This is a genomic window from Enterococcus sp. DIV1420a (assembly GCF_051712165.1).
In the GTDB taxonomy this organism is placed as follows: Bacteria; Bacillota; Bacilli; order Lactobacillales; family Enterococcaceae; genus Enterococcus; species Enterococcus faecalis.
In genome coordinates this window covers 1,742,524-1,769,068 of sequence record NZ_JBIOOI010000001.1, presented here as the reverse complement: position 1 = coordinate 1,769,068, position 26,545 = coordinate 1,742,524, and the positions used below count along the sequence as shown (strand labels likewise).

Annotated in this window: 28 protein-coding genes, 1 pseudogene, 1 riboswitch and 1 other annotated feature; of the genes and pseudogenes, 6 read left to right on the top strand and 23 right to left on the bottom strand. The window is 37.1% G+C overall.

The window, feature by feature from the left end; genetic code table 11:
- Positions 1-30 precede the first annotated feature (30 nt).
- Positions 31-198, bottom strand: a riboswitch (THF riboswitch).
- Between the two features lie 66 nt (positions 199-264).
- Entirely contained in the window at positions 265-687 is a 423-nt protein-coding gene (mgsA, locus tag IGI80_RS08825; RefSeq protein WP_002355823.1) for a methylglyoxal synthase, read from the bottom strand.
- A 185-nt stretch (positions 688-872) separates the two neighbouring features.
- On the opposite strand from mgsA, the gene IGI80_RS08820 reads away from it, so the two are divergent.
- Positions 873-1,976 carry an ABC transporter ATP-binding protein gene (locus IGI80_RS08820; protein ID WP_033626375.1) on the top strand — a complete coding sequence of 368 codons (1,104 nt, stop codon included), beginning with the start codon at positions 873-875 and terminating at the stop codon, positions 1,974-1,976.
- 50 nt (positions 1,977-2,026) lie between these two features.
- On the opposite strand, the gene IGI80_RS08815 is transcribed toward IGI80_RS08820, so the two are convergent.
- The 4 genes from IGI80_RS08815 to IGI80_RS08800 all read right to left on the bottom strand — a co-directional run bounded on the left by IGI80_RS08815 (position 2,027) and on the right by IGI80_RS08800 (position 5,029).
- The gene (locus tag IGI80_RS08815) at positions 2,027-2,644 is read right to left on the bottom strand and encodes a hypothetical protein (RefSeq protein ID WP_002355821.1); all 618 of its coding nucleotides are present in this window, start codon (positions 2,642-2,644) and stop codon (positions 2,027-2,029) included.
- Between the two features lie 127 nt (positions 2,645-2,771).
- Positions 2,772-3,659: a 16S rRNA (adenine(1518)-N(6)/adenine(1519)-N(6))-dimethyltransferase RsmA gene (gene rsmA, locus IGI80_RS08810; RefSeq protein ID WP_002358849.1), complete on the bottom strand. Its 888-nt coding sequence runs from the start codon at positions 3,657-3,659 to the stop codon at positions 2,772-2,774.
- An 18-nt stretch (positions 3,660-3,677) separates the two neighbouring features.
- The gene (rnmV, locus tag IGI80_RS08805; protein ID WP_438723243.1) at positions 3,678-4,262 is read right to left on the bottom strand and encodes a ribonuclease M5; all 585 of its coding nucleotides are present in this window, start codon (positions 4,260-4,262) and stop codon (positions 3,678-3,680) included.
- Positions 4,259-5,029, bottom strand: a complete 771-nt coding sequence (locus tag IGI80_RS08800; RefSeq protein WP_002358846.1) for a TatD family hydrolase — start codon at positions 5,027-5,029, stop codon at positions 4,259-4,261. Before IGI80_RS08800 ends, rnmV begins: the two co-directional genes overlap by 4 nt.
- A 134-nt stretch (positions 5,030-5,163) precedes the next feature.
- Between IGI80_RS08800 and IGI80_RS08795 the strand changes: the two genes are divergently transcribed.
- Both IGI80_RS08795 and IGI80_RS08790 read left to right on the top strand, forming a co-directional pair.
- A complete protein-coding gene (locus IGI80_RS08795; protein WP_016626196.1) occupies positions 5,164-7,386 on the top strand; it encodes a HelD family protein in 2,223 nt (740 codons plus the stop codon).
- Positions 7,387-7,506: 120 nt separating this feature from the next.
- Positions 7,507-8,112: a hypothetical protein gene (locus IGI80_RS08790; RefSeq protein WP_002391492.1), complete on the top strand. Its 606-nt coding sequence runs from the start codon at positions 7,507-7,509 to the stop codon at positions 8,110-8,112.
- Positions 8,113-8,170: 58 nt separating this feature from the next.
- Here IGI80_RS08790 and IGI80_RS08785 read toward each other — a convergent pair whose 3' ends face one another.
- The 9 genes from IGI80_RS08785 to IGI80_RS08745 form a co-directional block, all read right to left on the bottom strand.
- Complete coding sequence (locus tag IGI80_RS08785) at positions 8,171-8,446, bottom strand: hypothetical protein (RefSeq protein WP_002361374.1); 276 nt, start codon at positions 8,444-8,446, stop codon at positions 8,171-8,173.
- Between the two features lie 99 nt (positions 8,447-8,545).
- Complete coding sequence (gene metG, locus IGI80_RS08780; RefSeq protein WP_438723241.1) at positions 8,546-10,555, bottom strand: methionine--tRNA ligase; 2,010 nt, start codon at positions 10,553-10,555, stop codon at positions 8,546-8,548.
- 187 nt (positions 10,556-10,742) lie between these two features.
- A complete protein-coding gene (locus IGI80_RS08775; protein WP_438723240.1) occupies positions 10,743-12,134 on the bottom strand; it encodes an amino acid permease in 1,392 nt (463 codons plus the stop codon).
- 40 nt (positions 12,135-12,174) lie between these two features.
- Positions 12,175-13,038, bottom strand: coding sequence for a GRP family sugar transporter (locus IGI80_RS08770; protein ID WP_002355811.1), 864 nt, complete (start codon positions 13,036-13,038; stop codon positions 12,175-12,177).
- Positions 13,039-13,185: 147 nt separating this feature from the next.
- Positions 13,186-14,211 carry a two-component system sensor histidine kinase SapS gene (gene sapS, locus IGI80_RS08765; RefSeq protein ID WP_002361370.1) on the bottom strand — a complete coding sequence of 342 codons (1,026 nt, stop codon included), beginning with the start codon at positions 14,209-14,211 and terminating at the stop codon, positions 13,186-13,188.
- Between the two features lie 13 nt (positions 14,212-14,224).
- Positions 14,225-14,899: a two-component system response regulator SapR gene (gene sapR / locus IGI80_RS08760; protein WP_002358841.1), complete on the bottom strand. Its 675-nt coding sequence runs from the start codon at positions 14,897-14,899 to the stop codon at positions 14,225-14,227.
- Positions 14,900-14,987: 88 nt separating this feature from the next.
- On the bottom strand, positions 14,988-15,212 hold the full coding sequence (locus tag IGI80_RS08755) for a hypothetical protein (RefSeq protein ID WP_002355808.1): 225 nt from the start codon (positions 15,210-15,212) through the stop codon (positions 14,988-14,990).
- A 273-nt stretch (positions 15,213-15,485) separates the two neighbouring features.
- Positions 15,486-16,358: a VOC family protein gene (locus tag IGI80_RS08750; protein WP_104845345.1), complete on the bottom strand. Its 873-nt coding sequence runs from the start codon at positions 16,356-16,358 to the stop codon at positions 15,486-15,488.
- 64 nt (positions 16,359-16,422) lie between these two features.
- Entirely contained in the window at positions 16,423-17,253 is an 831-nt protein-coding gene (locus IGI80_RS08745; protein ID WP_002358839.1) for a LysR family transcriptional regulator, read from the bottom strand.
- 112 nt (positions 17,254-17,365) lie between these two features.
- Between IGI80_RS08745 and IGI80_RS08740 the strand changes: the two genes are divergently transcribed.
- Together IGI80_RS08740 and IGI80_RS08735 are read left to right on the top strand one after the other, a co-directional pair.
- Positions 17,366-18,394, top strand: coding sequence for a YeiH family protein (locus tag IGI80_RS08740; RefSeq protein WP_142961155.1), 1,029 nt, complete (start codon positions 17,366-17,368; stop codon positions 18,392-18,394).
- 229 nt (positions 18,395-18,623) lie between these two features.
- A complete protein-coding gene (locus IGI80_RS08735) occupies positions 18,624-19,799 on the top strand; it encodes a SulP family inorganic anion transporter (RefSeq protein WP_002378096.1) in 1,176 nt (391 codons plus the stop codon).
- Positions 19,800-19,814: 15 nt separating this feature from the next.
- Here IGI80_RS08735 and IGI80_RS08730 read toward each other — a convergent pair whose 3' ends face one another.
- The 3 genes and pseudogenes from IGI80_RS08730 to IGI80_RS08720 form a co-directional block, all read right to left on the bottom strand.
- Positions 19,815-20,330: a GrpB family protein gene (locus IGI80_RS08730; protein WP_002379186.1), complete on the bottom strand. Its 516-nt coding sequence runs from the start codon at positions 20,328-20,330 to the stop codon at positions 19,815-19,817.
- 17 nt (positions 20,331-20,347) lie between these two features.
- A pseudogene (locus tag IGI80_RS08725) lies at positions 20,348-20,841 on the bottom strand (GNAT family N-acetyltransferase).
- Between the two features lie 67 nt (positions 20,842-20,908).
- Positions 20,909-21,268 carry a DUF1304 domain-containing protein gene (locus IGI80_RS08720; protein WP_142958546.1) on the bottom strand — a complete coding sequence of 120 codons (360 nt, stop codon included), beginning with the start codon at positions 21,266-21,268 and terminating at the stop codon, positions 20,909-20,911.
- 67 nt (positions 21,269-21,335) lie between these two features.
- On the opposite strand from IGI80_RS08720, the gene IGI80_RS08715 reads away from it, so the two are divergent.
- Positions 21,336-21,716 (top strand): MmcQ/YjbR family DNA-binding protein, encoded by a 381-nt coding sequence (locus IGI80_RS08715; protein ID WP_438723237.1) that lies wholly within the window; start codon positions 21,336-21,338, stop codon positions 21,714-21,716.
- Between the two features lie 45 nt (positions 21,717-21,761).
- On the opposite strand, the gene rplT is transcribed toward IGI80_RS08715, so the two are convergent.
- The 6 genes from rplT to opp1D all read right to left on the bottom strand — a co-directional run bounded on the left by rplT (position 21,762) and on the right by opp1D (position 26,541).
- Positions 21,762-22,121, bottom strand: coding sequence for a 50S ribosomal protein L20 (gene rplT / locus IGI80_RS08710; protein ID WP_002355799.1), 360 nt, complete (start codon positions 22,119-22,121; stop codon positions 21,762-21,764).
- Positions 22,122-22,181: 60 nt separating this feature from the next.
- The gene (gene rpmI / locus IGI80_RS08705) at positions 22,182-22,382 is read right to left on the bottom strand and encodes a 50S ribosomal protein L35 (protein WP_002355798.1); all 201 of its coding nucleotides are present in this window, start codon (positions 22,380-22,382) and stop codon (positions 22,182-22,184) included.
- 113 nt (positions 22,383-22,495) lie between these two features.
- Positions 22,496-23,017 (bottom strand): translation initiation factor IF-3, encoded by a 522-nt coding sequence (gene infC, locus IGI80_RS08700; protein ID WP_002355797.1) that lies wholly within the window; start codon positions 23,015-23,017, stop codon positions 22,496-22,498.
- A 54-nt stretch (positions 23,018-23,071) separates the two neighbouring features.
- Positions 23,072-23,203: a sequence feature (ribosomal protein L20 leader region), on the bottom strand.
- A 212-nt stretch (positions 23,204-23,415) separates the two neighbouring features.
- A complete protein-coding gene (locus tag IGI80_RS08695; protein WP_002355796.1) occupies positions 23,416-24,486 on the bottom strand; it encodes an RNA-guided endonuclease TnpB family protein in 1,071 nt (356 codons plus the stop codon).
- 40 nt (positions 24,487-24,526) lie between these two features.
- Positions 24,527-25,483 (bottom strand): oligopeptide ABC transporter ATP-binding protein Opp1F, encoded by a 957-nt coding sequence (opp1F, locus tag IGI80_RS08690; protein WP_002361357.1) that lies wholly within the window; start codon positions 25,481-25,483, stop codon positions 24,527-24,529.
- Complete coding sequence (opp1D, locus tag IGI80_RS08685) at positions 25,483-26,541, bottom strand: oligopeptide ABC transporter ATP-binding protein Opp1D (protein ID WP_002355794.1); 1,059 nt, start codon at positions 26,539-26,541, stop codon at positions 25,483-25,485. Before opp1D ends, opp1F begins: the two co-directional genes overlap by 1 nt.
- Between the last annotated feature and the right edge of the window lie 4 nt (positions 26,542-26,545).

Here is a 26,545-nt window from a genome sequence, read left to right as displayed (position 1 = left end):
CTCCTCTAAGAGCTGCTACATGACGAACCATGCAGCGAATGCGAAAACAAAACCGCGAACATTAAAAAGCTGAACGTGTTGTTCTGATGATAAGCAAAGTAAGAACCTTTGCTTTCTAGCAACACACTGTTTATGTTCTTCGTCCAAAAGGCAACATCCCATCCTTTTAGCACTTAACGCTTTGTCTCCTACTCTGTTATTTTATTTGGACAAAAGTCCTCATAAAATATACCACAAAATAGTCAAAATAACCATTAAGGTTCTCTAAAAAGCTAACGGTCGACGATCCCCTTCATGGATAACCTCACGGAAGTCCGCAAACCCCGCCTCGACACCTCTCAAAAGAATTTCAGCACTGCCGATATTGGTCGCTAAAGGAATTTCATAGACATCACTTAGACGAATCAAAGCCGTCACGTCTGGTTCATGCGGTTGCGCGGAAAGAGGATCTCTTAAAAAAATAACTAAATCAATGTTGTCTTCTGATATCATTGCGCCAATCTGTTGATCCCCACCTAATGGCCCCGATTTAAAGCAATGCACGGGTAAGCCAGTTGCTTCCATCACTTTCATGCCTGTCGTTCCCGTTGCATACAATTCATGTTTTTCTAAAATATGTTTATAAGCGGTTGCTAGTTTGATCATTAATGTTTTTTTACGATCATGAGCGATTAAAGCGATTTTCATGTTATCCAACTCCTGTCTTTGTTATATTATAACAAAAGTTTAGCGATAAATCCGCTGAGAGTGTTTGTCCTTTGTCACCTTGACGAAAAAGTCTTCTTTTTCTTGTGCAACTCTCCCTTGCCGAAAGATAGCGTTTTCATTTAAACTATGAGTAACAAATCAAAAAGAAAAGAGTGACGTATCAAATGGTGGAAATGGCGCTTAGAAATGTGTATAAAAAATATGACAATGCAGAACATTATTCTGTTACAGATTTTAACTTAGAAATTACAGACCGTGAATTTATCGTCTTTGTCGGACCTTCTGGTTGCGGTAAATCAACAACATTGCGCATGATTGCTGGCTTAGAAGATATTACTGAAGGTGAATTATCAATTGGGGACAAAGTCATGAATGACGTTGCACCGAAAGATCGTGATATTGCCATGGTTTTCCAAAACTATGCGCTTTACCCGCATATGACTGTTTTTGATAACATGGCCTTTGGTTTAAAACTAAGAAAATATGATAAAGCTGAAATTAAAAAACGGGTGGAAAATGCTGCGGATATTCTGGGCTTAACAGAGTACTTACAGCGTAAACCTGCGGCGCTTTCTGGTGGACAACGCCAACGTGTTGCACTTGGCCGGGCAATTGTCCGTGATGCCAAAGTCTTTTTAATGGATGAACCTTTATCAAACTTGGATGCAAAATTACGTGTAGCCATGCGTGCTGAAATCGCTAAACTACACCAACGTTTAGAAACTACGACAATTTATGTGACACATGACCAAACCGAAGCGATGACCATGGCTGATCGAATCGTAATTATGAAAGATGGCTTTATTCAACAAATTGGTTCACCAAAAGAAGTTTACAATACACCAAAAAATATGTTCGTAGCTGGGTTCATCGGCTCACCTGCCATGAATTTCTTCAAAGTTACCTTAAACAATGGGGTTATTTCTAACCAACATGGCTTAAATCTAGCAATTCCTGAAGGAAGAAACAAAGAGCTTGTTGAACATGGTTATGAAGGCAAAGAATTAATTTTCGGTATTCGTCCAGAAGATATTCATAGCGAACAAGTGGCTTTAACGGCAATGAAAGATGCAGTGATTAAATCTGAAGTTGTTGTTTCTGAATTATTAGGGGCTGAATCCATGCTTTATACAAAAATTGGTGATACAGAGTTTATCTCAAAAGTAGATGCACGTGACTTCCACCATCCTGGTGAAATGATTGACTTAGCTTTTGATATTAACAAAGGACATTTCTTCGACCCTCAAACAGAAGAAGTCATTAAATAAAAAAATCTCGAGGCATCCGTCGCAATGACGGATGCCTCGATTGTTTCTCTTTATGCTAATTTAACCTTCTTCTTTATCACTTTGGGTTGTTTCGCTTCTGTAAAAGTTGGAATATCTACATGTTTACTTAAGGTACTTGCTAAAAAGTAGGCAATACTGAAATCCACCAAACTATGAATTAATCCACCAACGCCCATCAAAAGAAAAATAGAATACATGAAGCCGGCTGTATAATAGGTTCCTGGCAAGTTGCCCATTGTGTAAAATACAGAAACAACCACTAGCTCGGCAGCGGAATGAATCACTCCAATTCCCACGTTAAACAACTGTAATTTCCCATTTAATAAAGTGAATTTCCCCTCTTTATTAATTAAAATTTCTGGATGCTTTTGTAAAATCACTGCGCCAATGACTGCAAAAATCAAATGAGATAAGGCCCGCAAAGCAATAATCGGTGTTGCGGATAAGAAAAAACCAAAACCTGTTCCTAGACTAACCGCAATTGCCACCACTGGAGAAATAAACATGGCAATAAAAACTGGGACGTGACTTGCTAACGTAAAACTGGCTGGACCAATGGTAATTCTTGGCATAACCATTGGAATGATAATCCCCATTGCAATTAAAAGTGCTGAAATTGTTAAACGTTTTACTGAGTTTGTTTTCATTAAAACTGCCTCCCAAAGGTGTCATGACACCTTTTTGTTTTTCTCAAGTGTAGCTGAACATCCGCAATGTGTCAAGACACATAAAAGAACTTTCTGTTATTTCTCATAAATAACAGAAAGTTCTTTTTTATACTGGTTTATTTTTTTCTAAAGCATTACTTAAACGAGCGAATTCTTCTAAAGACAATGTTTCACCACGTCTAGAAGGATCAATTTCTGCTTCAGCTAGGCTCTCTTTTAGCCAAGCCACTGTTTGTTCATCTTTCCCATAAAAATGCGTTAAGTTATTCCACAATGTTTTACGTCTTAATTGGAAACTGGCTTTGGTTAATTTGAAAAATTCTTTTTCATTGGTCACTGTCACTGCTGGTGTAGCACGGCGCGTCAATTTAATAATCGCCGAGTCAACATTTGGCTGCGGCACAAAAACCGTTTTTGGCACAATAAAGGCGACACTTGCTTCCATAAAATATTGGACAGCAATTGATAATGAGCCATAAGCTTTCGTTCCTGGTTTAGCAGCAATTCGATCAGCGACCTCTTTTTGCATCATCACAACCATTTCAGCTACATCTAAAGAAGATTCTAAAAAATGCATCATAATTGGCGTAGTAATATAGTAAGGTAGGTTAGCCACCACTTTAATCGGATACTTCTCTTGAAAAACTTGGTTGGTTGTCTCGACCAAATCAGCTTTTAAAACATCCTGATGCACCACTGTTACATTATCATAGCGACTTAAGGTATCTGCTAAGACAGGAATCAAGCGATCATCAATCTCAAAAGCCACAACTTGTGCCGCGTTCATCGCTAATTGCTCTGTTAATGCACCAATTCCAGGCCCGACTTCGACAACATTTGTCTGCTGATTGATTCCCGCTGTTTCTACAATTTTTCTTAAAATATTAGGCTCTGTCAAAAAATTTTGACCTAAACTCTTTTTAAATGAAAATCCATGTTTTTTTAGTATTTCTTTGGTTCTGGATGGTGTGGCAATTTCTTTATAGTCCGTCACGCTTGTTCCTCCATGTAGTTATTCTTCGTTTGCAAGTTCTTTTAAAATACGTGTCATGCTTTCTTTCAATTCTGCTTCTGTAATCCGAAACATGCTTAACCGTTTGACTAACTGTTTGCTATTTGTATAGCCAATTCTTAGGTCATCTCCTAATAATTCACGGTATTTTTTTGCATTTGCTCCCGCTATTAAACCATATTCAACTAGTGTTTGTCTAGGAATTTCTTGATAGTCCTCACCAGCTTGAACAGGTGTTACGACTTTTTTTAAGGCTTCAATAATTGCTTCATCATTAGCATGTTCAACCCCTAGGCTACCGCCATTTTTTTTAGGCACTGCAACTTTTCTTGATAGAAAAGCATGCTTTGCATCAGGAACGACTTCCATTATTGTTTTACGAATTTTTTCGCCCGAATAATCTGGATCTGTAAAAATAATCACGCCTCTCGTTTCTTGTGCGTGTTCAATTTGTGTCAAAATTTCATCATTGATAGCAGAACCAATCGTTTCAATCGTATCCGCTGCAACTACCTCTTGAATGCGGCGTGTGTCGTCTTTTCCTTCAACGACAATGATTTCTGCAACTTTCATTTTTTCTTTCATTTATCTATCCGAAACAAGCGATGAGCGTTGACTCTCGTTTGTTCTGCCACTTCTTCAAAGGTTAGTTGTCGTAATTCAGCAATTTTTTCCACTACGTATCGTGTATAGCCTGGTTCATTCCGTTTACCACGATAAGGAACCGGGGCTAAATAGGGTGCATCTGTTTCCACCAACATTCGTTCAAGTGGTACCGCCATCGCCGCTTCTTGAACATCCAACGCCTTTTTAAACGTTACGACTCCACTAAAAGAAATATGCAGACCTAAATCTAAAAATTTCTTCATCCACTCGGCATCACCACTGAAACTATGCATGATTCCACCAATATCTGAAATTTTTTCATCTTTTAAAATTCGATAGGTATCTTCTAATGCCTCTCTCGTATGCACACTAAACGGTAAATTCATTTCCCGAGCAATCGCAATTTGACGGCGAAAGACTTTTTCTTGCACCTCTTTAGGATCCTCCATCCAGTAATAATCAAGACCGATTTCACCTAATGCTACAATTTTTGGCAACGTTAATTGTTCTTGTAATCGTCGTTCAACCTCTGGCGTATAGCTACCCGCTTCTGTTGGATGCCAACCAATGATACTATAAATATTGGCATATTCCTGACTAAGTAAAAGAGATTTTTCAATCGTTGGTTCATCAAAACCGACCACGGCCATCTCTGTAACACCCAATTCTTGGGCATGTGCAATCGTTTCTGGAATATCATCATTAAATTGTTCTGCATTCAAATGTGTATGTGTATCAAAAATCATTATGATTGCCTCCTTTATCTCCTCTCTACTTTATCATATTTCTTGAAAAATCTGAATGACTAGGCGACAAGATTCGCCATTTCCTCATAAACAGCGCTTGCATTTATGCTAAAAGTAACGTATACTATTCAGTCATGTTATTAAAAGGAGGAATCTCCATGACCGATGAAAAAATTTATGAACAACAGCATTTAACAACGGTTTATCATGAGCTGCAAGCGGCTAAAAAAGTTTACGAAGAGCAATTGGCGAACACAATGAAAGATGGCAAACATATGCTAGAGGAATTTGGTCGCGATTCTAAGCTGAATTTTGATAGTTATGCCGATAATCTAGAAACGTTTGCCATGTTGGAAATGAAGAACCGTGAAATTGATCAGTGGAACTTAAAAAATGAAGCAACGGCTAAAAATTTAGACAAAGTGAAACGCCTATTACAAGTTCCTTATTTTGGCAAAATTGGCGTGACTTTTGAAGACAGCCCTGAAGAGCCAGAAAACTTTTATATTGGCGTAAACGATTTTACTTCTTTAGAAGAAGAAACGCGCATTCACGATTGGCGCTCACCGATTGCTTCGTTATTTTATGACAATGTTTTAGGGAAAACAGCCTACACGGCACATCAACAAACCATTCCTGTACAACTTGATTTGAAAAGACAGTTAATTATTGAAAAAGATCAATTAATCAACTATTTTGACACAACCATTGCGATTCAAGATGATGTGTTATTGCATTCTTTAGAAGAAGATGCTTCTCCTTATATGAAGGACATTACGACAACCATTCAACAAGAACAAAATCAAATAATTCGTGACGAAACGCAGCCACTCCTACTAGTCAACGGGATTGCTGGTAGTGGGAAAACGTCTGCGATTATGCAACGGATTGCTTATTTACTTTATCAACATCGAGCAGAAATTACAGCGGATAATATTTTATTACTTTCACCAAATTCAACATTTATTGATTATATTTCTCAAGTTTTACCGAATTTAGGCGAACGAAATCCCTTGAATTTGACTCTTTTACAATTTTTACGCTTCACTACCAAAGAAGCATGGCCAATGGAAGAAGAAACGGACTATTTCGAACGCATTACTCGCTCTGAGGCAACGGAGCAAGAGCACGTTATTCGTTCAAAAGAATTTGCAACGTTTCTTTTAAGCAATCCTGAAAAAGCGGTTGTGCAGCCACATTTTTTCCGTCCTTTAACTTTTAAAAAGCAGACCTTATTTACTTCAGAAACAATTTTTAAACTTTATCAAGAAACACCAGCTGACTTGAGTATTCGCCAACGAATTTCAGCCACAAAAGAAAAATTAACCAGTCTTTGGACACGGTACTTATTAAAACAAGCCCATTCTAAAAAAATGTTGGATCAATTCCAAGATTTAACAGAAGCTGAACAAGTTCGTTATTTTGGCACAGTGATTACCGAAGATAATGAAAAACATCTGGCTGATTTTGCTTTAAAACGTTTGAAGAAAAAATATCGCTCTATCACTGCCGCTATTAAAAATGATGCTTGGCTAGATCAATGGGCCTTTTTTGAAACGTTTTATTCTTTATTCACTGAAAAATCGTATCAAAAAGAGACAGCTGTTTTCACAGCCGATGAAATTGTGGCCCTTATTTTGGTGAAACATGCATTTATTGAAAACCTCGCCAACCAGCAAATGGCTTTTATCCTAGTCGATGAAGTCCAAGATTATACAGAAGCCCAATTATTATTACTGCTGACACTTTTCCCTAAAGCTAGTTTTACTTTAGCTGGTGATGAAAATCAAGCCATTTTTAATACAGCCATTGAATTTTCTGAAGCCCATGATTTATTGGTTAACGAAACCAGCCGTTCTGTTGGAACCTATCAATTATTAAACAGCTATCGTTCAAGTAAAGAAATTACACGACTCTTCCAAACATTAGGCACTCAACCAGAGCAATTAACCATTGTGCCCATCCGGCATGATGGAGAAAAGCCGACATTTATTCCTTGTGACTCTGCGTCTGACTATCTTAAAGCAATCGTCACTTCCATTACAACCTTTGATTCGAAAGAAAGCACCGCCATTATTACTAAAACTTTTGCAGAAAAAGAACAATTAACAAAAGAACTCTGTGCTTCTCTTTCATTGGAAGAGCATCCGTCACTGCAAGTTTTATCAATTGATATGGCAAAAGGTCTAGAATTTGATAATGTAATTCTTCATAACCCAAATGTTAATCGTTATTCCGACAATAAACGAGATAAAAAAATCCTGTATACTGCTATTTCTCGTGGAATGAAACGGGTCGTTTTACCTTATACTGGCACACTTTCTGAATGGTTTACACCTTACTTGGCAGCCCAGTAACTGAGACTTAAGGCGGATTTTATTTTTAGAAAAACCACTTATAATAGACGAGTAGGCACTGCTTTTTAATTAGCAGACCTACTCGTTTGTTGTCTCTTAAGTTGAGAGGAGCGTGAGAAGGTGAAACAATCACCTGATTTAGAAAATTTTTTAAAAACCTCTATCCAAAAAAATGTAACTATTGAGCGAAAACAACAAAACCAAACCATTTGGCACTGGCTACTGCTTATTTTATTTGGCTTGCTAACCTTTGGCTCACTGACACAGCAGTTACTCCTAATTGGCTTGTTTACACTTATTGCCGCTATTGTTAAAGGTCCCTTAATGCTCGTCTGGGGAACCATCTATTCGGCGTTAGTGGCTTTGTTTCCACCTTTCGCTTTAGTCCTATCTTTACTTTTTTTTATAATTAATTTAGGCACCGTTATGAAAAGTTGGCGTATTACTTTAACAAGTGCTTACTTTTATCTAGTTCCTTTAGGTTTTAGTCTCTTGAAAACGACCAACTGGGTATCAACGCCTTATTTCCTGACAGGCTTGGCTTTGTTAAGTATTTTAGGGCTGCATTTTATATTAGAGTGGCTCTATAAAAATAATAGCTTAGGCCGTTTACTCACGTGGCAAATTATCAGTGTCCCTTTTTCACTCTTACTGATCATTTTACCAAGTCGCCTAACGAAAGGCCGTTTTGGTAAAAAACGAATACCTAAAAAAGTGAAACTCTAAAATAGAAAAGCCTAGGAAAAATCGCAAATGATTTTTTCTAGGCTTTTCTTCGATTCTTTTAATTTAAAAATTCGTTGATTTTCGATTTTAGGACGTCGATAAAACTGGAGAAAGAGAGTTCATTTGTTTGTGAATATGTCCAATGAGCCAATAACAGAAAAACTAAAATAACCAGTATCGCAACCACTAAAAAGGTTCTAATTCTTGCCCTTCTTTTTCTACGTTGAACTGTTAGCCGTGCTTGTTCCCTTACTCTCATAGCTTCTAAATAATACGGACGCCATTTAGGATCATTTTTTCGTTGCTCATAAAATTTAAATTTATGATAAGCCATCAAACTTCCCCCACATCAAATCACTTTTCTTCTAGTATACAAAAAAAGTAGTAAAGATAAAAGGTTACAATTCACCTTTTATCTTTACTACTTATGCTTTTATGCAATTCCTGCACCATTTGGCATTTCTTTTGGTGCTTCAACAATTTGAAGTTTCCCTTCTGGTGATTCAGCTGAAAGAATCATTCCTTGGCTAATTTGACCACGCATTTTTCTTGGTTTTAAGTTAGCCACAATGACTACTTTTTTGCCAATTAGCGCAGCTGGATCTGGATAAAATTCAGCAATACCTGAAAGAATTTGACGATGGTTTTCATCTCCAGCATCTAAACGAAATTGCAATAATTTATCTGCTCCTTTGACTTTTTTACAGTCAATAACTTCGGCAACTTTTAATTCCACTTTATCGAAATCATCGTACTTAATTTGTTTTTCTTTCGTTGAAACCAACGTTGTTTCTTCTGGATTCCATTTAATATCCTCTTCTGTAGCACTTTCGCTTTGGGACATTTTCTTTTGAATATACGTTACTTCTGTTTCAATTTCTAAACGTGGGAAAATAGGTGTTCCTTTACTTGTTACTGTTACATCTGTTGGAAACTCACCAAAATGAATATTTTCCATGTTCATTGTTTCTGGATCTAAGCCTAATTGTTCGAAAATTTTCCCTGGTGTTTCTGTCATGACTGGTTGCAATAAGATTGCCACAATTCGTAAGCTTTCCGCTAAATGGATCATGACACTTTCTAATTCGTTGCGTTTCTCTTCTTCTTTAGCCAATACCCAAGGCGCTGTTTCATCAATATATTTATTTGCACGAGAAACTAGCGTCCAGATTTCTGCAATGGCCGTATTAAATTCCATTTTTTCCATTGCTTCATGATATTTTCCAATAACATTCGCCGCAGTTGTCGATAGTTCACTATCAAATGGGGTAACTTTTGAAGCATAGGCTGGTACTTTGCCATCACAATATTTATTAATCATCGCAATTGTTCGATTCAACAAGTTTCCTAAGTCATTAGCTAAATCATAATTTAAGCGAGAAACGAAATCTTCTGGTGTAAAGACGCCATCACTACCAAATGGAATTGCTCGTAATAAATAATAACGTAACGCATCTAGACCGTAGCGTTCTACTAACATTTCAGGGTAAACAACATTTCCTTTAGATTTAGACATTTTTCCGTCTTTCATCAATAACCAACCATGTCCAAAGACTTTTTTCGGTAATGGTAAATCCAAGGCCATTAACATAATTGGCCAATAAATCGTATGGAAACGCACGATTTCTTTCCCAACCATTTGCACGTTCGCAGGCCAATATTTTTGGAATAATGAATCATCTTCTGAACCATAACCTAGTGCTGTAATATAGTTTGATAACGCATCAATCCATACGTAAACCACATGTTTTGGATCATTTTTTAATGGAATTCCCCAAGAGAAAGTCGTTCTTGAAACGGCTAAATCTTCTAATCCTGGTTTGATAAAGTTATTTAGCATCTCATTTTTACGAGATTCTGGTTGAATAAATTCTGGATGTTCTTCGTAATATTGTACCAAGCGATCCGCATATTTACTCATGCGGAAGAAATAGGATTCTTCTTTAACTAATTCGACTTCGTGACCACTTGGTGCTTTCCCACCAATGACATTGCCTTCATCGTCATGATATACTTCAGCTAATTGTGTTTCAGTGAAAAATTCTTCATCAGAAACTGAATACCAACCTTCATATTCTCCAAGGTAGATATCTCCTTGTTCTACTAAACGGTCAAAAATTTGTCGCACGGCTGCCATGTGATAATCATCCGTTGTCCGAATAAATTTATCATAGCTGATATCTAATGTTTTCCATAATTTTTGAACATCTGCTGCCATTTTATCAACGTACTCTTTTGGTGTCACATTCAACTCAGCAGCTTTTTTTTCAATTTTTTGGCCATGTTCATCCACACCTGTTAAATAAAATACATCAAAACCCATTAAACGCTTGTAACGGGCCATTGCATCGCAGGCGATTGTTGTATATGAATTCCCAATATGTAACTTCCCACTTGGGTAATAAATTGGGGTGGTAATATAAAATGTTTCTTTCTGTGACATACAGAAAAAACCTCCTTTAGTCATTTTCCTAAACCCTCAGGATTTACTCCTAAACAGTATACCATAATTAGACATTATTAAACTATATTTCTTGTCGGTTTTCTCTTGAAAATGAAGAAAATGCCAGAAAGAAAAGAGAGAAACACCTGTCTATTTGACAAGTATTCCTCTCTTTTTTCGTTCATTTTTATTCTTTTGTCTCGAAACGAACGATACTATGGTGTCGTCCATAAAAGAAATAAATAGCCAAACCAATCACTACGGCTATGCCAAATACTTGCCAAGTAGCTAAAGACAATTGGAACATCAAAGCCGCGCAAACCACGATTGAAATTAATGGTAGAACCGGCACAAGTGGTACTTTAAATTCACCTGCTTGCGGTTCTCCTTTCATTGTCCGTAATTTGATAATTCCTAAAGCGAGAAACATCAGATAAAAGAGTGTCACGATATTTGTAAGTTCAGCCAACATCTCCATTGGAACAATCCCAGCAAAAACCATTGCTAAAAATCCAGCTACATAGGTTGCATTCTTAGGTGTGTGCCGCTTCTCATCGATTTTGCTCATAAACTGCGGCAATAATCCATCTTTACTAATCGCATAAATCACACGGGCTAAACTGTACATCATCGCAATCGTCACTGTTAATAAGGTTAAAATAGAACCAACTGAAATGATTGTCGCGATTGCGCCATGATTAATGAAGCGCATCGCAAAAGCCACCGGATCCTTGACCCCTAAATCCGTAAATGGAACAATCCCAGTTAAAACTAACGTAACAACAATATATAACAATGTTGAAATAATAATGGAACCAATAATCCCTTTTGGAATATCTTTTTTCGGATTCTTCACTTCCTCCGCGGCCATGCTGACCGCATCAAACCCTAGAAAGGCAAAGAAAACTAAAGCAGCACCACTGAAAACGCCTGAAAAACCATAAGGAATAAATGGTTGCCAGTTCGTTGGTTTCACATAAAAGATTCCCACGAGAACAAATAATAAAATAATCCCAAACTTCACGAAAACCATTAAGTTATTTAAACGTAACGCTGTTTTCGCTTCTAAAGATACCCAAAAAGTTACGGCTACAACGACCAACATGGCAATCAAATCAATATATGTACCATTTGTTGGATTATAAGCGCCACTTAACGCTTGCGGCAAAGAAAAACCTAAGCTATCCAAAAAGCCATGGACATAGCCTGACCAACCTGAAGCAACGGATGAAACCGCCAAGAAAAACTCACAAATAATCATCCAACCAGTCATCCAAGCCACAATTTCTCCAAAGACCACATACATGTAGGCATACGGCCCACCAATGACCGGAATACGTGATGCAAATTCTGCATAGCATAAACCAGATAAAATAATCGCGGCTGCTGCTACCAGAAATGATAAGACGAGCCCTGGACCTGCATAGCGTTCCGCTGCGACACCTGTCACAACAAAAATCCCTGTTCCTACTACAGCCCCAATTCCTAGAAAAATTAAGTCCATCGTCTTAAGATTTTTTTTCATCCCACCACTGTCATTGACAGGCACAGTGATTTCTTTTTTTCTGAAAATAGACATGTGTTTACCCCCGTAAAAAAAATAAGCGTAAATAAACTATTTACGCTTTCATATACCCTAAAAGAATACCACCTAGAATAACAAAAATGCAACCAAAAATAACATAAAACATTTCTTTTTTTGATTTTCTTTCGCCTAAAAGGAAGATGCCCCCAAGAGTCGAAATAATAATCCCCATTTGTGATAAAGAGAAGCTAATAGCTAAGCCAATTTCACGCATTGTTAATAACATACAAATATTTCCTAAGCCCCAAAGCAGACCCGTCGTCATATTCATCCAAACAAAACGATCAACTTTGACTTTTTTGAAGGCAAAGAAACTAGCCCCCACTAACATACCAATACTTTGTGGCAAAATAATTCCCCACGGATCTAAACCAGTGGCATTAATAATGATGGTATAGACGCCATACCCAACTGTTGAGAAAATCAAGGCCCGAATCCCTTTATTAAAATCTAACATACTGTTTGAGGTTTTCGGTTGACTGTCATCATCTTGTCGAGCTGTTAAATACACCCCAAAAACTAAAAAGGCCAAAGCGATAAAGCCCACAACAAAGTCTTTTGTTTTTGTCCATTCATGGAAAAAAACAGCCCCTGCAACGGTATTAACAACTAACTGCATCCCAGTTGAAATTGGTAAGCCAACTGAAACGCCCATATATTTCATGCTATGAAATTGTTGATTCTGTCCCAAACTCCAGAATAAACCAGATATAAATCCAACAATTAATGTGGCTGTCGTCAACGTAGGCTGGATGACAAAAAAGACAACAATTGAAAATAGTAATGCGCCGATTGTCATACCTAACGTTTGTTGATTGGCGCTTCCACCAATTTTACCGCTGACTAAACCAATACTGCCCCACGCAATCATGGGCACTAAAGCGATAAGTAAACTCATAATATTCTCCTAACAAATTTATTTCATTTCATTCTAACAATAAAAACGTTTTCTAAACAACTAAGAAGAGTAAGAGAAGTTAGCAAGAAAGTTTTAATAAATAAAAAAAGGCCTATCACCTCTTTAATTTGCTGATAGACCTACTTTTTATTTCACTTCATTATAATAACTGAGGGAAGGGAAAAACAATGTCATCGTCGTACCTTGCCCTTCTGTCGATTCGACTGTTAAATCATGACCTAACTTTTTCGCTAAGCTATGGGCCAAATACAGGCCAAGACCAGTCGAATGCTGTTCGCTTTTTCGCCCGTTTTCACCAGTAAATCCTTTATCGAAAATGCGTCGTTGATCTTGTGTCGGAATGCCAATCCCAGAATCTTTTAAAGATAAATAAATACCTTGTTTATTTTTGGAAATTAGGACCGTAATCGTGCCGCCTTCTGGCGTATACTTGACTGCATTACTTAATAATTGGCGGAAAATAAAAATGACCCATTTTCGGTCGGTTAAAACCGCTTCATCTTCCCCTTCAATTGAGAATTGCAATCTTTTTTGGATAAAATAATTTGCTTGCGTACGAACAACAGATTGCACAATTTCTTTTAAAGAATATTCTTGGAGTAAATAATCTCGAGAAAAGCTGTCCAGTCTAGCATAATATAGGACTTGCTCGACATATTCATCAATTTTACCTAACTCATTTTCCAATAGATAATATTTTTTCTCTGGAATATCATCTTCGACAGATTGTACCAGTAACGTGATAGCCGCTAGGGGGACTTTGATTTCATGAACCCAAGAGTCAATGTAATCTTTTTGGTCCTGTTGGTTGTTAATTGCTTGCTGCATGGTTTGTTGGTGCTCTTGCAATAAACCGTTAATATACGTTTGGACAAGTAGTTCTTCTTCTTTTTCTGCTGTATTCAAATATTCTTGTAAAGAAGGCGGCTCTTTTTCCGTTGCCAACGAAAGCCACCACTTACGTTTTAAATAATAATCAATTGTTAAAAATAGCGATAAAAAAACACTTTGCAGTAAAAAGATATAGCCAACCACTGTCCAATCTAAGCGGACATTAGGAGCCAACCATAAAATAAAACAAGTTAAGAACAGAAAAAATAACCAACCAATTAGTAATAACCAGCGATCTTTTAAATACTTTAGAATGGTCATTGTCTACTCCTATCTAGGGCACCATATAACCGACGCCCACTTTGGTTTCAATATAGCCAGCAATCCCTGCTTGCTCAATTTTTTTTCTTAAACGATTGATATTTACCGTCAGCGTATTGTCATCCACAAAACGTTCATCGTCCCATAAAGCGCGCAATAGTTTTTCACGTGTTAAAATTTTTCCGTGCTTTTTCATTAAAAGATACAGTAATCGGTATTCATTTTTACTTAAATCGATCATTTCACCTCTGATTTCCATTCGTCCATTGTCCACATTTAAAGTAATGCCATTATGTGAAAGCACTTCACTATCCGTATCGGAATAGTTATAAGAGCGGCGCAACAAAGCATTGATTTTAGCAATTAAAACATCTATCTGGAACGGTTTTGTGACAAAATCATCCGCGCCCATGTTCATCGCCATAATCATATCCATATTGGTACTACGACTCGAAATAAAAATAATTGGTACTTTAGAAACTTCACGAATTTTTTGACACCAATAGTACCCATCGTAAACAGGTAAATTAATATCCATCAAGACTAATTGAGGATTCTCCTCTTGAAAATCATCCAATACATCATTAAAATCGGTTGTTCCAATCGTTTCAAATTGCCATTTTTGTAATTCCTCGCTAATTAATTCTCGAATGGTTGTTTCATCTTCGACAATCATGATTTTAGCCATGCAATCCCACCTCTTTTATTTCTAAATTTTCATCTTTCTTATCCTAACAAACTTCATTCTTTTTGGATATAGGACTTTATGATGATTTTTACACTATTTCAAAAATAGGCGCTAATAATTCCCATTCTGATAACATGATGAATTTACCAACGAAAGCAAAAATACCATCTAATAATAACACAGACATATTAATTCCTAATACAATAGAAGCTTTTTCGACAATTGGCATGGACTTTTTATTTTTCAAAATAAGATATAAAACAAAGTTTGTTCCATAAGTAAAAACTGTTAACAACACAATTAACTCAATCATTTTACCACTTCCTATTTTGGACTTTTCATTTTTCCTTCAATAATTGCTACTCTTAATTATAGCATAATCTTATAAAAAAATCGGCAGAGTCCTAACCCTTAAGATAAACAACAGAATAGAAGTGGCTTCTTTGAAACTCGCAAGAATCGAGCCTTTTTTAAGAGTTGAAGGTCTTGATCCTTAAAAGACAAGTCCTTCAACTCTAGTATGTTCCATGTATTGGAATTGATACCAACGTAACGAAGTGTAGTGGATCAGACAACCTCAGTTTTTCTAATGATTATATTTGTCATACACTTCTTTTAACTGGTTTAAATCTATTTTTTTCATTTGGTACAATTTTTTGGTCACTTCATTTGCTCTAGCTGGATTTGAGTCAGATAAATAACGTTTCAGTTCAGGATTGCCTGTTTGCCAACTGACTCCAAATTGATCTTCCATCCAGCCACACGGCCATTCTTTCCCTTTAGCAGTCACTTGTTGCCATAGCCGATCTATTTCCTCCTGATTTTCACAATCAATATAAATGGAGAAGGCCATGGTAAAATCAAAATCATGTTTATCTCGTGCATCCATTACTCGAAACGGTTGCTCCTGTAATGTGAAAAGTGCTTGCGCAATGTTCCCATCTTCATATTCAACTTTTTCAATTATTTCGCCTGGACCGAAAATCGCCAACCATTCTGATAGAGCTTTGGCTGCTTCGCCATATTTTTCATTAGCAAACATAAAGGTTGGTACAATTGTTTGTTCTTTTCCTGAAAAAGACACTTGCCAAGAGACACCAAATTTGTCCACTACCCAACCATATAAAGGACTAAAAGGATATTCCCCAAAAGGCATCAATATCTGTCCATCTGCTGTTAAATTTTTCCACAACGTTTCTGTTTGTGGTAATGTTGTACATTCAACAAAAAATGAACTAGCTGGCGTAAAGGAAAATTCTGGTCCGCCATTTAAACCAATGATTGTTTGGTTCGCCAAGGTAAATTCAATGGTCATTAATGATGTTCCTTGAGGTTGATGCTCCTCATTAACGTAGTTCGTTTTACTTAGAATCGCACCTTTTTCAAAGATTGTTGTATAGAAGTTAGCAGCTTCTTCCGCTTGTGTGTCAAACCATAAACATGGTGAAAATTTAGGCATTGTGGTTCCCTCCTTCGTTTTCTTTAGTGTAGTCAAAGATTGATAAATAAACAAAGAGAACGTTTTAGTATTTATTCATTTCCGTCTGATAGAATCGATAAATTGCTTGTTTTACTTCTTGAAGCAAGGAAGATTTTAAATGTCCCCGTGTCAAAAAATAAAAGGAACGCCAATACTTTTCACCTAACGTTTGGAAAGGAATTTTTTCAGTAATCGCCTTTCTTGAAAGCAACGATTGCCCCATGCCCAATTCCAACATTTTAACAATCATTTCATTATTTTTAACCGTCATGAGTGTTGGGCTTTGATTACTTTCTTCTAAATACTGTTGGGTATAATGAAAGACCCCAGAATCCTTTTCACGTACCAACCAATTCTGATTGGCAGGGTCTCCAGCTAAAACCAATTGATCCTGAATAATTTCTTCACGAGAGGCGCCTTTCGTAATTAATGGTTTTTCGATAAAGCCAAAATCAACTTGATGTTTTTCAACTTTTTCCACTACTTCTTCTGAATTGTTCATTTCTAAAACAAAATTGATCGTTGCATACTGTGTCTGTAAATGCTGCATCAGTTGCGGCAAATAATAAACTGCAAAAGTATTAGACGCAGCAATTCGGCAAGTTTCTTTAGGTAATCTCGCCTGATGAAGAGCTGTTAATGTTTCTTGCCAATCATCAGCTAAATTTAGCAAACGATTATACAAGACTTCTGCTTGCCTAGTAGGGACTACATCTTGTCGACCATTTCTTAAAAACAATGAACAGCCTAATTCTTCTTCTAATTGTTTGATTTGATTAGAAACGGCTGGTTGTGATATATATAGGCAGGTAGCTGCTTTGGAAAAGTTCATTTGCTCATACACAATTTGAAAAGTCTTTAATAATTTAAACATAGGTATCCTTTCGATAACTTTCTGTTATAAATATTATTTTAACTATTTATTTCTCAAATGTAAAAAATTTCGTTATACTGGAAGTAATGAACAAGAAAGAGAGATTTTTTCAATGAAAAATTCAGAAAATGATTATATCCAATCTTTATTACAAATTCTTCCTGGCTTGCTAACAGCTTTCCTTGTCGCCTGCCTTAGCAAGTTTCTTGCCATCTGGTTACCTAGCTTAGGCGCCGCAACGATAGCTATTTTACTAGGAATCTTTTTGGGAAATACCTTTGTTCGCGGTGCCAATTTAAATCGCGGAACCAAAGTAGCCGAAAGTAAATTACTAGAATTTTCTGTTGTTTTATTGGGAACCACCGTGACCTTTCAAACGATTGCCCAAATTGGCTTACAAGGTGTCGCATTTATTCTCATTCAAATGTCGCTGACCATTATTTTTGCCTATTTGATCGGTAAAAAACTGGCTTTTTCTGATAATATGTCTTTATTGATGGCTGGTGGTAATGCCGTTTGTGGGTCTTCTGCTATTGCTTCGATTGCTCCAGCAATTCAAGCAGATGAGGAAGAAAAAGGCCAAATCATTACTTTAGTAAACTTATTAGGAACCGTTTTAATGTTGACCTTACCCATTTTAAGTGGGATTCTCTATGGTACCAATTTGTTAGCTCGTAGCGCACTAATCGGAGGGACTTTACAATCAGTTGGTCAGGTTGTCGCCAGTGCCAATATGGTCAATGAGAACGCAGTTCAACTTGCGATGCTCTTTAAAATTATGCGAATTGTCCTACTCGTAGCAGTTGTCTATTTATTTGGACGTTTCAAGCAAAGTAAGACGGCAGAATCAGAAGCTGAGTTGGTAAAAGTCACCAAAAAAAGCAGCGCCCTACCTTGGTATGTAGTTGGCTTTTTCATTGCCTGTGTCTTTAATAGTTTGATTCATTTCCCCGTCGTGATCAGTGAGACTGCTCATTTCTTTAGTTCTTGGTTTGAAATTACTGCCTTGGCAGCAATCGGGTTACGACTCGATTTTAAAAAGTTTTTCCAAGAAGGCAAACGTTTCTTAATCTATGGTTTATCAGTAGGAACTGTTCAAGTCGTCCTAGCCATTTTGTTGTTGGCACTGTTACAGTTCTAATGAGGTCGGGACAGAAGCGTTTAACTCCGAGAAATAAGAAGGAATTTCCGAAAATTGTTCTGTAATTTTTGGAGAATTCCGGCTTATTTCCGAAGGAGTTGCTTTTGTTCCCGCCGTTTATCAGTTTTTGAGCGTGGAGCAAAAATCCAAAGTGATTTTTGTCCCACGCTCATTTCAGCTTATTCATGCTATTATGAATAAGGTTTTATTAACTTAAAGGAGTTTTTCGATGTTATTTAGTATTAAAAAAAGCGAATGGTTAGGCAATGAACGAAATGATCTCTTTGCCGGTCTCGTTTCTTCTGTCGCCATTTTACCAGAAGTAATCGGGTTTGCGATTATTGCTGGTGTTCACCCGCTTTCTGCAGTGTTTGCTTCAGCTGTTACTTTACTTGTGATTACTTTTACGGGCGGCCGTCCGGCAATGGTTTCGGCGTCTGCTGGCTCAATGGCCTTAGTCCTTGCAGGCTTAATTCAAGCACATGGTTTGTCATACATGCTTGCTGCGACTATTTTAACAGGCTTTCTACAATTTATTTTAGGTTATTTAGGTATCCATAAATTAATGCGCTTTATTCCCAAGACAGTGATGTACGGATTCGTCAATGCGTTAGCCATTTTAATTTTCATGGCGCAAGTACAACAATTGCCCCATCAAACACTGTGGTCCTACGGTATGATTATCTGTAGTATCTTACTTATTTATCTATTACCTAAGTTTATTACAATTGTGCCTCCTGCTTTAATTGTTATTTTATTCATGACTATCCTGTCCTATTTTTTAAAAGGTCATTTGCAAACGGTAGGTGATCTTGGTGAAATGAGCCAGTTTCATCCAGCGATCCGTTGGCCTAATGTACCCGTCAACTTAGAAACGTTGCGGATTATTTTACCTAGCTCTGTTGCCTTAGCAATGGTCGGGTTAATTGAATCTTTATTGACGATCCCCATTGTGGACAAAATGACAGCGAGCCAAAGTGATAGCCAACGAGAAGTTAAGGCGCAAGGATTCGCTAATATAATTACCGGCTTTTTTGGTGGCCAAGCTGGCTGTGCGATGATCGGGCAAGCGGTCATTAATGTTAAATCTGGAGGACGAAAACGGCTTTCTACTTTGATTTCAGGTATTACCCTCCTTCTATTCATTTTTGTTTTTAAATCCGTGATGGTAGCCATTCCTACAGCTGCATTGATTGGGATCATGATGACAGTGGCAGTCGACACCTTTGATTGGGAAAGTTTGCAGCTTTTCCGAACTTTTGAAATTACTGAAATTGTTATTTTACTCGTGACAGTGGGTGTGATCGTCTATACGCATAATTTAGCGATTGGAATTATTCTAGGTGTTCTTTTAAGTGGTCTTCTTTATCATTTTTTCAAAAAAGAACCAAAAAAAAGTTGCTAGCTTTAGCAACTTTTTTTATTTTTCCCAATATTTCTTCAACGCTTCTTTTTCTATTTTCTTAATGAACGCATCTTTGCCATCCATATATTTATCAATGCTATCGGGGTGTGCTTGGGCCAATTGCTTTTTTAATGTACCATAGGTTGTAGCAATTGCCGGATTTTCTCGTAAATAATTTCGAAAAGCAAGATGGCGCAAAATTTCTTGCGTATTGTCAAACTGATAAATATGCACATGATGTGTTCTTTTTATCGGGCCTTTTCGTAAATAACGACGTCCTGATAGCCCAAATTCCCCCATATATTCATAACCGATTCTTTCAAATTCCCATTGTAACAGGTCTACTTTTTCAATTTCTTCAACAATGACCAAAAAATCAATAATTGGTTTGGCTGCTAAATTAGGCACAGATGTGCTACCGATATGTTCAACTTTAAGACAATTTTCCTTTAGAATCTGTTTCAACGCTTGGGCTTCTTCTTCAAACTGTTCCACCCAGGCTGGTTGGTATTCTGTAACGATTACTCGCATGGCTTCTCCCTTCTTTTCTATATCCGTTTCATATGTAAAATAGGAAACGGATTTCCTTGAGGATCTTCCTTTGATTCACCAATTACTTGAAACCCTTGAGATTGATAGAACTTCACTGCCCCTTCATTTTGTTTATTAGCATCAACAAAGATAATTGATTCTTGCTCTATTAACTTTTTGATAATTTCTCCACCATAGCCTTTACGAAAATAGACTGGGTCAATAAATAACATTTCCAACGTTTGTTGATTTGTTCCACTAAAGCCCACACATTTCTGTTCTTCATTTAACCACATACTTAATTGAACTTGTTGAAAATAATCAGGTAAAACCACTTCGATTTTATCAATATCTGCCTGACTCAAAAACAAATGGGTAGCTTCTACTGAAGAACGCCATAGAGAAATTAATTGAGGATAATCGTTTTTTTTACTTCTTTTTGGTTCAGCATTTTTAATTCCTCCCTATCTAATAAACAAAGTATACCACATTTTGTCTCTCTCAATTCCATAAAAAATAGGCAAATCAACCGTGTTTTTTCTGTCGATTTGACTGTCTCTCTCTATTAACTCTGATGGCTAAACGAGTAAACTAATCAAAGCCACGATAGCTAAACCGCCTTGTGTTAAAATGATTTTTTTATCACTAGTTAAGCTACCGTACGCCGCCACTAAAATAATATAAATCAATAAAAATTTTGTCATCTCCATCGTTGCTTGCGCAAAATAGGCACTATAAATAAGTCCTGCACCGATTAGTCCATTATAGATTCCTTGATTTTTAAACAATGTAGTGACTGATTTTCTTTGTAACTCTTGCTTATCCATTTTAAAAACACGGCTTGTTGTCTCAGATGTTGGTACAATCGTTTCTAAATACATAATGTAGAAAAATTCTACAGCCACCAAGGTTACTAAAATTGTTGAAATTAATGTCATCTGCTCCCTCCTCCCATTCCTTTGAACGAAGTAATTTTATGTAATTTTTGCTATGATGTAAATAGATATGCCTAGCCTTAACGAAAGGAAGAAACCTATGACTTTTCAAGAAACTATTAGCGCCTATATCCAAGAACGTTATCAGATAACGCCCGATTTTCCTTTTAAAAAACACCCAGACTATCTCGTCTTTCGTCATCCTAGAAATGCAAAATGGTTTGCTTTAATTATGCCACTGGATGCACAACTGATCGGCGCTACCGAGAATAAGCAGCTCACTATTTTAACCGTTAAACTTGCGCCTGAATTGATTGCCTTATTAAAGAACCAACCTGGCTATTTTCCTGCCTATCATATGAATAAAGAGCATTGGTTAAGTCTTTCTGAAGAAATTCCGCTCTCACAAGTTTTTTCATTTATAGATGAAAGTTACCAACGGAGTTATTAAAAAAACACCCTACTCCTTGAGTAGGGTGTGAAAGATTGTTTAAGCTTATTTGCTTAAAGCGTCTTTTGCTTGTTCAGCTAACGCTGTAAATGCTGCTGCATCGTTAACGGCTAAGTCAGCTAACATTTTGCGGTTGATATCAATCTCTGCCAATTTCAAACCGTGCATTAATTTAGAATAGCTTAAGCCATTCATGCGAGCTGCCGCGTTGATACGTGCAATCCATAATTTACGGAAGTCACGTTTCTTTTGACGACGGTCTCTGAATGCATAGTAATAAGAGTTCATTACTTGTTCTTTTGCTGATTTAAATAAAGTATGTTTTGATCCGTAGTAGCCTTTCGCTAACTTAAGGACTTTTTTACGACGTTTACGGGTTACTGTTCCACCTTTAACACGTGCCATGTTGAATTCCTCCTAATATCTTGTTTCTCTTGACGGTAATCTAAAAGTCACCGAGTTGTTTTATTTCATTCTTGCTAATTGTTGGCGGATACGTTTGTAATCGCCTTTTGCAACCATGCTTGCTTTACGCAATTGACGGCGTTGTTTTTTAGTTTTACCGTGGAAACGGTGAGATGTAAAGGCACGGCCACGTTTTAAGCCGCCTCCACCAGTACGTTTTACACGTTTTGCTAATCCGCGGTGTGTTTTTTGTTTTGGCATGACTAATTTTCCTCCTCAAAATCTTTGCTTCAAGTGAAAGACTCTAACAGTCACAACTGTCGAATATCCTTCTTGTAGAAATTACCAAAAGTCCGAATGCTCGGTCTCTTCGTTTACTTGTCGTTTTTCGGTGCCAGCGTTAGAAACATGCTGCGTCCGTCCATTTTCGCTTTTTGTTCCACTGTGGCGATGTCCGCAGTTTCTTCAGCTAAGCGATCAAGAACTTTCTGACCAATCTCTTTATGGGTAATGGCACGGCCTTTGAAACGGATAGAAGCTTTCACTTTGTCTCCTTTTTCTAAGAACTTACGCGCATTACGAAGTTTTGTATTGAAGTCATTTACGTCAATTGTTGGACTTAAACGAACTTCTTTGACGTTGATCACTTTTTGTTTCTTGCGAGCTTCACGCTCTTTCTTTTGTTGTTCGAAACGGAATTTTCCATAATCCATAATTCGCGCAACTGGTGGTTTCGCTCCTGGCGCTACAAGTACTAAATCCAAGTTTGCAGATTCAGCGATTTGTAATGCTTCTGCTTTGGTTTTTACACCTAATTGTTCACCATCTTGTCCGATCAAACGTAACTCGCGTGCACGAATGCCGTCGTTAACCATCATATCCTTTGCTATGGTCATTCACCTCCAAAATTTTTAAGAGAAAATCCTAACGGAAGTCTGCTTTGTTTGCTAAATGCAATAAAAAAACAGGTTCCTATCCAGAACCCGCCAACAGTCTGCCTTACTTAAAAAAATAAGGAATACTTTATCTAGCCCAGCGATATACTCAACTAAGGCGAGAAGCGGGTGCTTCTGCTTTCATTTCTCAACTTCACTAGTTTACCTTAGTTTATCCTAGTTGTCAATATATTTCCTCAAAAAAAACGAATCTAGCACTAGATTCGTTTGAACTCGTATTTTGATCATTAATAATTAGTGGACTGTCCCAATGTGACTTCCTAGAAACAAATGGTTCAACACATGGTGTACATTTTCTATCCCCTAGGCGATCCCTGTAGTCCCTACAGTTCTTCTATTTATAAGGTTTCTCGTTTAGACAAGCCACGTTCTAAGATTTTTTGGCTTCTAAGATACTCTGAATTTTCTGTACTTTCAGAAAAAGACAACTCTGTTTCTATCTCCTCTGACTCAATACAAATGAGTTCTTTGCCATACCATTGTGCTTTATACAACAGTTTAGCTAAAAATAAAGACCAAGCCAGTTCAGAACGATCATGTTTTGGCGGCCGCTCATTACTGTGATGGGCTTTTTCAATACAAATAACATCGTAACTTGAAACCAATTCCGTTGTAATTTTGTTTAAAATATCCGTTCGTTGGTTGGCTATTTTTTCGCGAATTTTTGCGACTTTTATTTTTTGTTTTTGATAATTTTTTGCTTGTGAAAGATCGACGCCTTTTTCCAAAGCAATCATTTTACGCTTGTTTAATTTTCGTTCTTCTTGACGTAGTTTTTGCTTTAAATGCTTTGAACAATAGCTTTTTTCGAAGCTTTCACCATTCGAAAGCAGCGCAAATTTTTCCCTACTGCTACAAATTCCCACCATTTTTTGTTGCTTTGTTTTCGTTTCAATCGGCGCTTCACACAAAATGGAAACATAATAATTGTGACTCGCACTCATAGAAATAGTTACAGATTTTATCTCCCCCAGCGGTTGGCGGTGTACCTTCATTTTAATTAAAGATTTCAATTTAGGTACTTTCAAATAACGATTATCCAAAATTTTGACCGTGCCATGTTGATTGTTCGTAGTGTAGGAATGCACCGTTTCTTTCTTTTTCTTTTTTGGAAAGCCCATCCCTTTTTCCCGATAAAAATTTTTAAAGGCTCGATCCAAATAAACTTGTGCATTTGCCAAAGCTAAACTATCAACTTCTCTGAGGACAGGGTATTGTTTCTTATATTTAGCTGGCGTTGGCATTTTAAACGTTTGTTGAGGATTTTTTCGCATCTCTTTGTAGATATCAATCCGGTCTTGTAACATTAAATTATACACCAAGCGAACACAAGAAAATGTTTTTTGAATAAACTCTTCTTGTTTTGAGGTTGGATAAAGTCTGTATTTATAAGCTTTCAGAGCCTTCATCTCATAACCACCCTACCAAGATAGTTAGAAAAGAAGCTGGTTATAAACCAGCTTTTCTTTTCTTCTCTTCAATTTTTTCACGGTACATTGCAACTTCGTCTTCAGCACAATAAACATAGTGTCCATTGAGAATTTCACGGAGCTCACGATCTTTCCCATCTGCCGCTGCAGGCTGGTAAACGATCCGTTTACGTGTGCGTTCATAGTCTGGATCTGGTAATGGAATCGCAGAAAGTAAACTTTCTGTATAAGGATGAACGCCGAAATTATAGACATCATCACTTGTGCCCATTTCCAATAATTTCCCACTGTGCATTACGCCAATTCGGTCACTGATATGTTTTACCATCGATAAGTCATGTGCAATAAACAAGTAAGTTAAGCCTTGTTCTTTTTGTAAATCTTGTAATAAGTTTACTACTTGAGCTTGAATCGACACATCCAAAGCCGAAATTGGCTCATCACAGATAATGAAACGTGGATTAACCGCTAAAGCACGAGCAATCCCGATCCGTTGACGTTGCCCACCAGAAAACTCATGAGGATAACGCGTACTGTGACTTGGATTTAATCCCACCGTTTTTAAAAGTTCATTGACTTTTTCTTCCCGCTCTTTTGGTGTTTTAGCTAATCCATTGACATCGATTCCTTCAGCAATAATATCATTGACTTTCATTCTTGGATTCAATGAAGCATATGGATCTTGGAAGATCATTTGAACATCGCGACGGAATGCTTGCATGTCCGCTTTTGATTTAATTTTGCTAATGTCTTTTCCATCGAAAAGAATTTCACCAGCAGTTGGATCATATAAACGAATGACACTGCGACCAGTTGTTGATTTTCCACTTCCTGATTCGCCAACTAATCCAAAGGTTTCGCCTTCAAAAATATGAAAACTAATGTCATCAATGGCTTTTACTTCGTCTTTACGACCAACATTGAAATACTGTTTCAAACCAGTGACTTCTAATAGGACTTTTTTCTCTTCTGCCATTAATTACTACCTCCTGGATTTTTTTGACGCTCTGCATAAATTGCCCAACGACGAACAATCTCTGCTGGAGGCGTAACTTTTGGTGCTTGTGGTGCTAATAACCACGTTGCTGCTTTGTGTGTCGGTGATACTTCAAAATAAGGTGGTTCTTTTTCTGTATCAATTTTTAAAGCAAACTCATTCCGTGGATAGAAGGCATCTCCAGTTGGTGGATCTAATAAATCTGGAGGTGAACCTGGAATCGCATAAAGTTTGTCTTCTGTTCCTTCCATCGTTGGCATTGACCCTAAAAGTCCCCAAGTATATGGATGTTGTGGATTATAGAAAATTTCTTCTGCTGTTCCCACTTCAACCAGACGTCCACCGTACATGACAGCGACACGGTCAGCCACGTTCGCTACTACCCCTAAATCATGGGTAATGAAAATAATCGAAGTGCTAATTTTTTCTTGTAAATCTTTTAATAACTCTAAAATTTGTGCTTGGATGGTTACATCCAACGCTGTAGTTGGTTCATCTGCAATTAGAACTTCTGGATAACAAATTAAAGCAATTGCAATGACAATCCGTTGACGTTGTCCACCAGAAAATTGGTGCGGATAGTTTTTCAAACGTTTTTCAGCATTAGGAATGCCGACTAATTTTAGTAATTCTAATGCTTGCGCTAAGCCTTCTTTTTTTGAGACTTTATTATGTTTGATTAATGATTCCGCCACTTGTTTGCCAATTGGCATCGTTGGGTCTAATGAAGTCATCGGATCTTGGAAAATCATTGCGATTTCTTTACCACGAATGGCTTGCATTTGTTTTTCTGTTTTATGAACAATATCTTGCCCTTTAAACAAAATTTCCCCGTTATCAATATTGGCATTACTGCTCAACAAACGCATAATACTGCGGGTTGTAACAGATTTACCACTCCCTGATTCACCTACGATGGCTAACGTTTCACCTTTATAAAGATCAAAACTCACACCACGAATGGCGTTGACTTTACCTGCAAATGTATCAAAGGAGATTCTTAAGTCTTTAACTTCTAATACTTTTTCCATAGTCATTCAC

Bases quoted from the DNA above. Each gene is read 5' to 3' on its own strand.
- mgsA (WP_002355823.1), bottom strand. From the start codon at position 687: ATGAAAATCGCTTTAATCGCTCATGATCGTAAAAAAACATTAATGATC.
- IGI80_RS08820 (WP_033626375.1), top strand. From the start codon at position 873: ATGGTGGAAATGGCGCTTAGAAATGTGTATAAAAAATATGACAATGCA.
- IGI80_RS08815 (WP_002355821.1), bottom strand. From the start codon at position 2,644: ATGAAAACAAACTCAGTAAAACGTTTAACAATTTCAGCACTTTTAATT.
- rnmV (WP_438723243.1), bottom strand. From the start codon at position 4,262: ATGAAAGAAAAAATGAAAGTTGCAGAAATCATTGTCGTTGAAGGAAAA.
- IGI80_RS08800 (WP_002358846.1), bottom strand. From the start codon at position 5,029: ATGATTTTTGATACACATACACATTTGAATGCAGAACAATTTAATGAT.
- IGI80_RS08795 (WP_016626196.1), top strand. From the start codon at position 5,164: ATGTTATTAAAAGGAGGAATCTCCATGACCGATGAAAAAATTTATGAA.
- IGI80_RS08785 (WP_002361374.1), bottom strand. From the start codon at position 8,446: ATGGCTTATCATAAATTTAAATTTTATGAGCAACGAAAAAATGATCCT.
- metG (WP_438723241.1), bottom strand. From the start codon at position 10,555: ATGTCACAGAAAGAAACATTTTATATTACCACCCCAATTTATTACCCA.
- IGI80_RS08775 (WP_438723240.1), bottom strand. From the start codon at position 12,134: ATGTCTATTTTCAGAAAAAAAGAAATCACTGTGCCTGTCAATGACAGT.
- IGI80_RS08770 (WP_002355811.1), bottom strand. From the start codon at position 13,038: ATGAGTTTACTTATCGCTTTAGTGCCCATGATTGCGTGGGGCAGTATT.
- sapS (WP_002361370.1), bottom strand. From the start codon at position 14,211: ATGACCATTCTAAAGTATTTAAAAGATCGCTGGTTATTACTAATTGGT.
- sapR (WP_002358841.1), bottom strand. From the start codon at position 14,899: ATGGCTAAAATCATGATTGTCGAAGATGAAACAACCATTCGAGAATTA.
- IGI80_RS08755 (WP_002355808.1), bottom strand. From the start codon at position 15,212: ATGATTGAGTTAATTGTGTTGTTAACAGTTTTTACTTATGGAACAAAC.
- IGI80_RS08750 (WP_104845345.1), bottom strand. From the start codon at position 16,358: ATGCCTAAATTTTCACCATGTTTATGGTTTGACACACAAGCGGAAGAA.
- IGI80_RS08745 (WP_002358839.1), bottom strand. From the start codon at position 17,253: ATGTTTAAATTATTAAAGACTTTTCAAATTGTGTATGAGCAAATGAAC.
- IGI80_RS08740 (WP_142961155.1), top strand. From the start codon at position 17,366: ATGAAAAATTCAGAAAATGATTATATCCAATCTTTATTACAAATTCTT.
- IGI80_RS08735 (WP_002378096.1), top strand. From the start codon at position 18,624: ATGTTATTTAGTATTAAAAAAAGCGAATGGTTAGGCAATGAACGAAAT.
- IGI80_RS08730 (WP_002379186.1), bottom strand. From the start codon at position 20,330: ATGCGAGTAATCGTTACAGAATACCAACCAGCCTGGGTGGAACAGTTT.
- IGI80_RS08720 (WP_142958546.1), bottom strand. From the start codon at position 21,268: ATGACATTAATTTCAACAATTTTAGTAACCTTGGTGGCTGTAGAATTT.
- IGI80_RS08715 (WP_438723237.1), top strand. From the start codon at position 21,336: ATGCCTAGCCTTAACGAAAGGAAGAAACCTATGACTTTTCAAGAAACT.
- rplT (WP_002355799.1), bottom strand. From the start codon at position 22,121: ATGGCACGTGTTAAAGGTGGAACAGTAACCCGTAAACGTCGTAAAAAA.
- rpmI (WP_002355798.1), bottom strand. From the start codon at position 22,382: ATGCCAAAACAAAAAACACACCGCGGATTAGCAAAACGTGTAAAACGT.
- infC (WP_002355797.1), bottom strand. From the start codon at position 23,017: ATGACCATAGCAAAGGATATGATGGTTAACGACGGCATTCGTGCACGC.
- IGI80_RS08695 (WP_002355796.1), bottom strand. From the start codon at position 24,486: ATGAAGGCTCTGAAAGCTTATAAATACAGACTTTATCCAACCTCAAAA.
- opp1F (WP_002361357.1), bottom strand. From the start codon at position 25,483: ATGGCAGAAGAGAAAAAAGTCCTATTAGAAGTCACTGGTTTGAAACAG.
- opp1D (WP_002355794.1), bottom strand. From the start codon at position 26,541: ATGACTATGGAAAAAGTATTAGAAGTTAAAGACTTAAGAATCTCCTTT.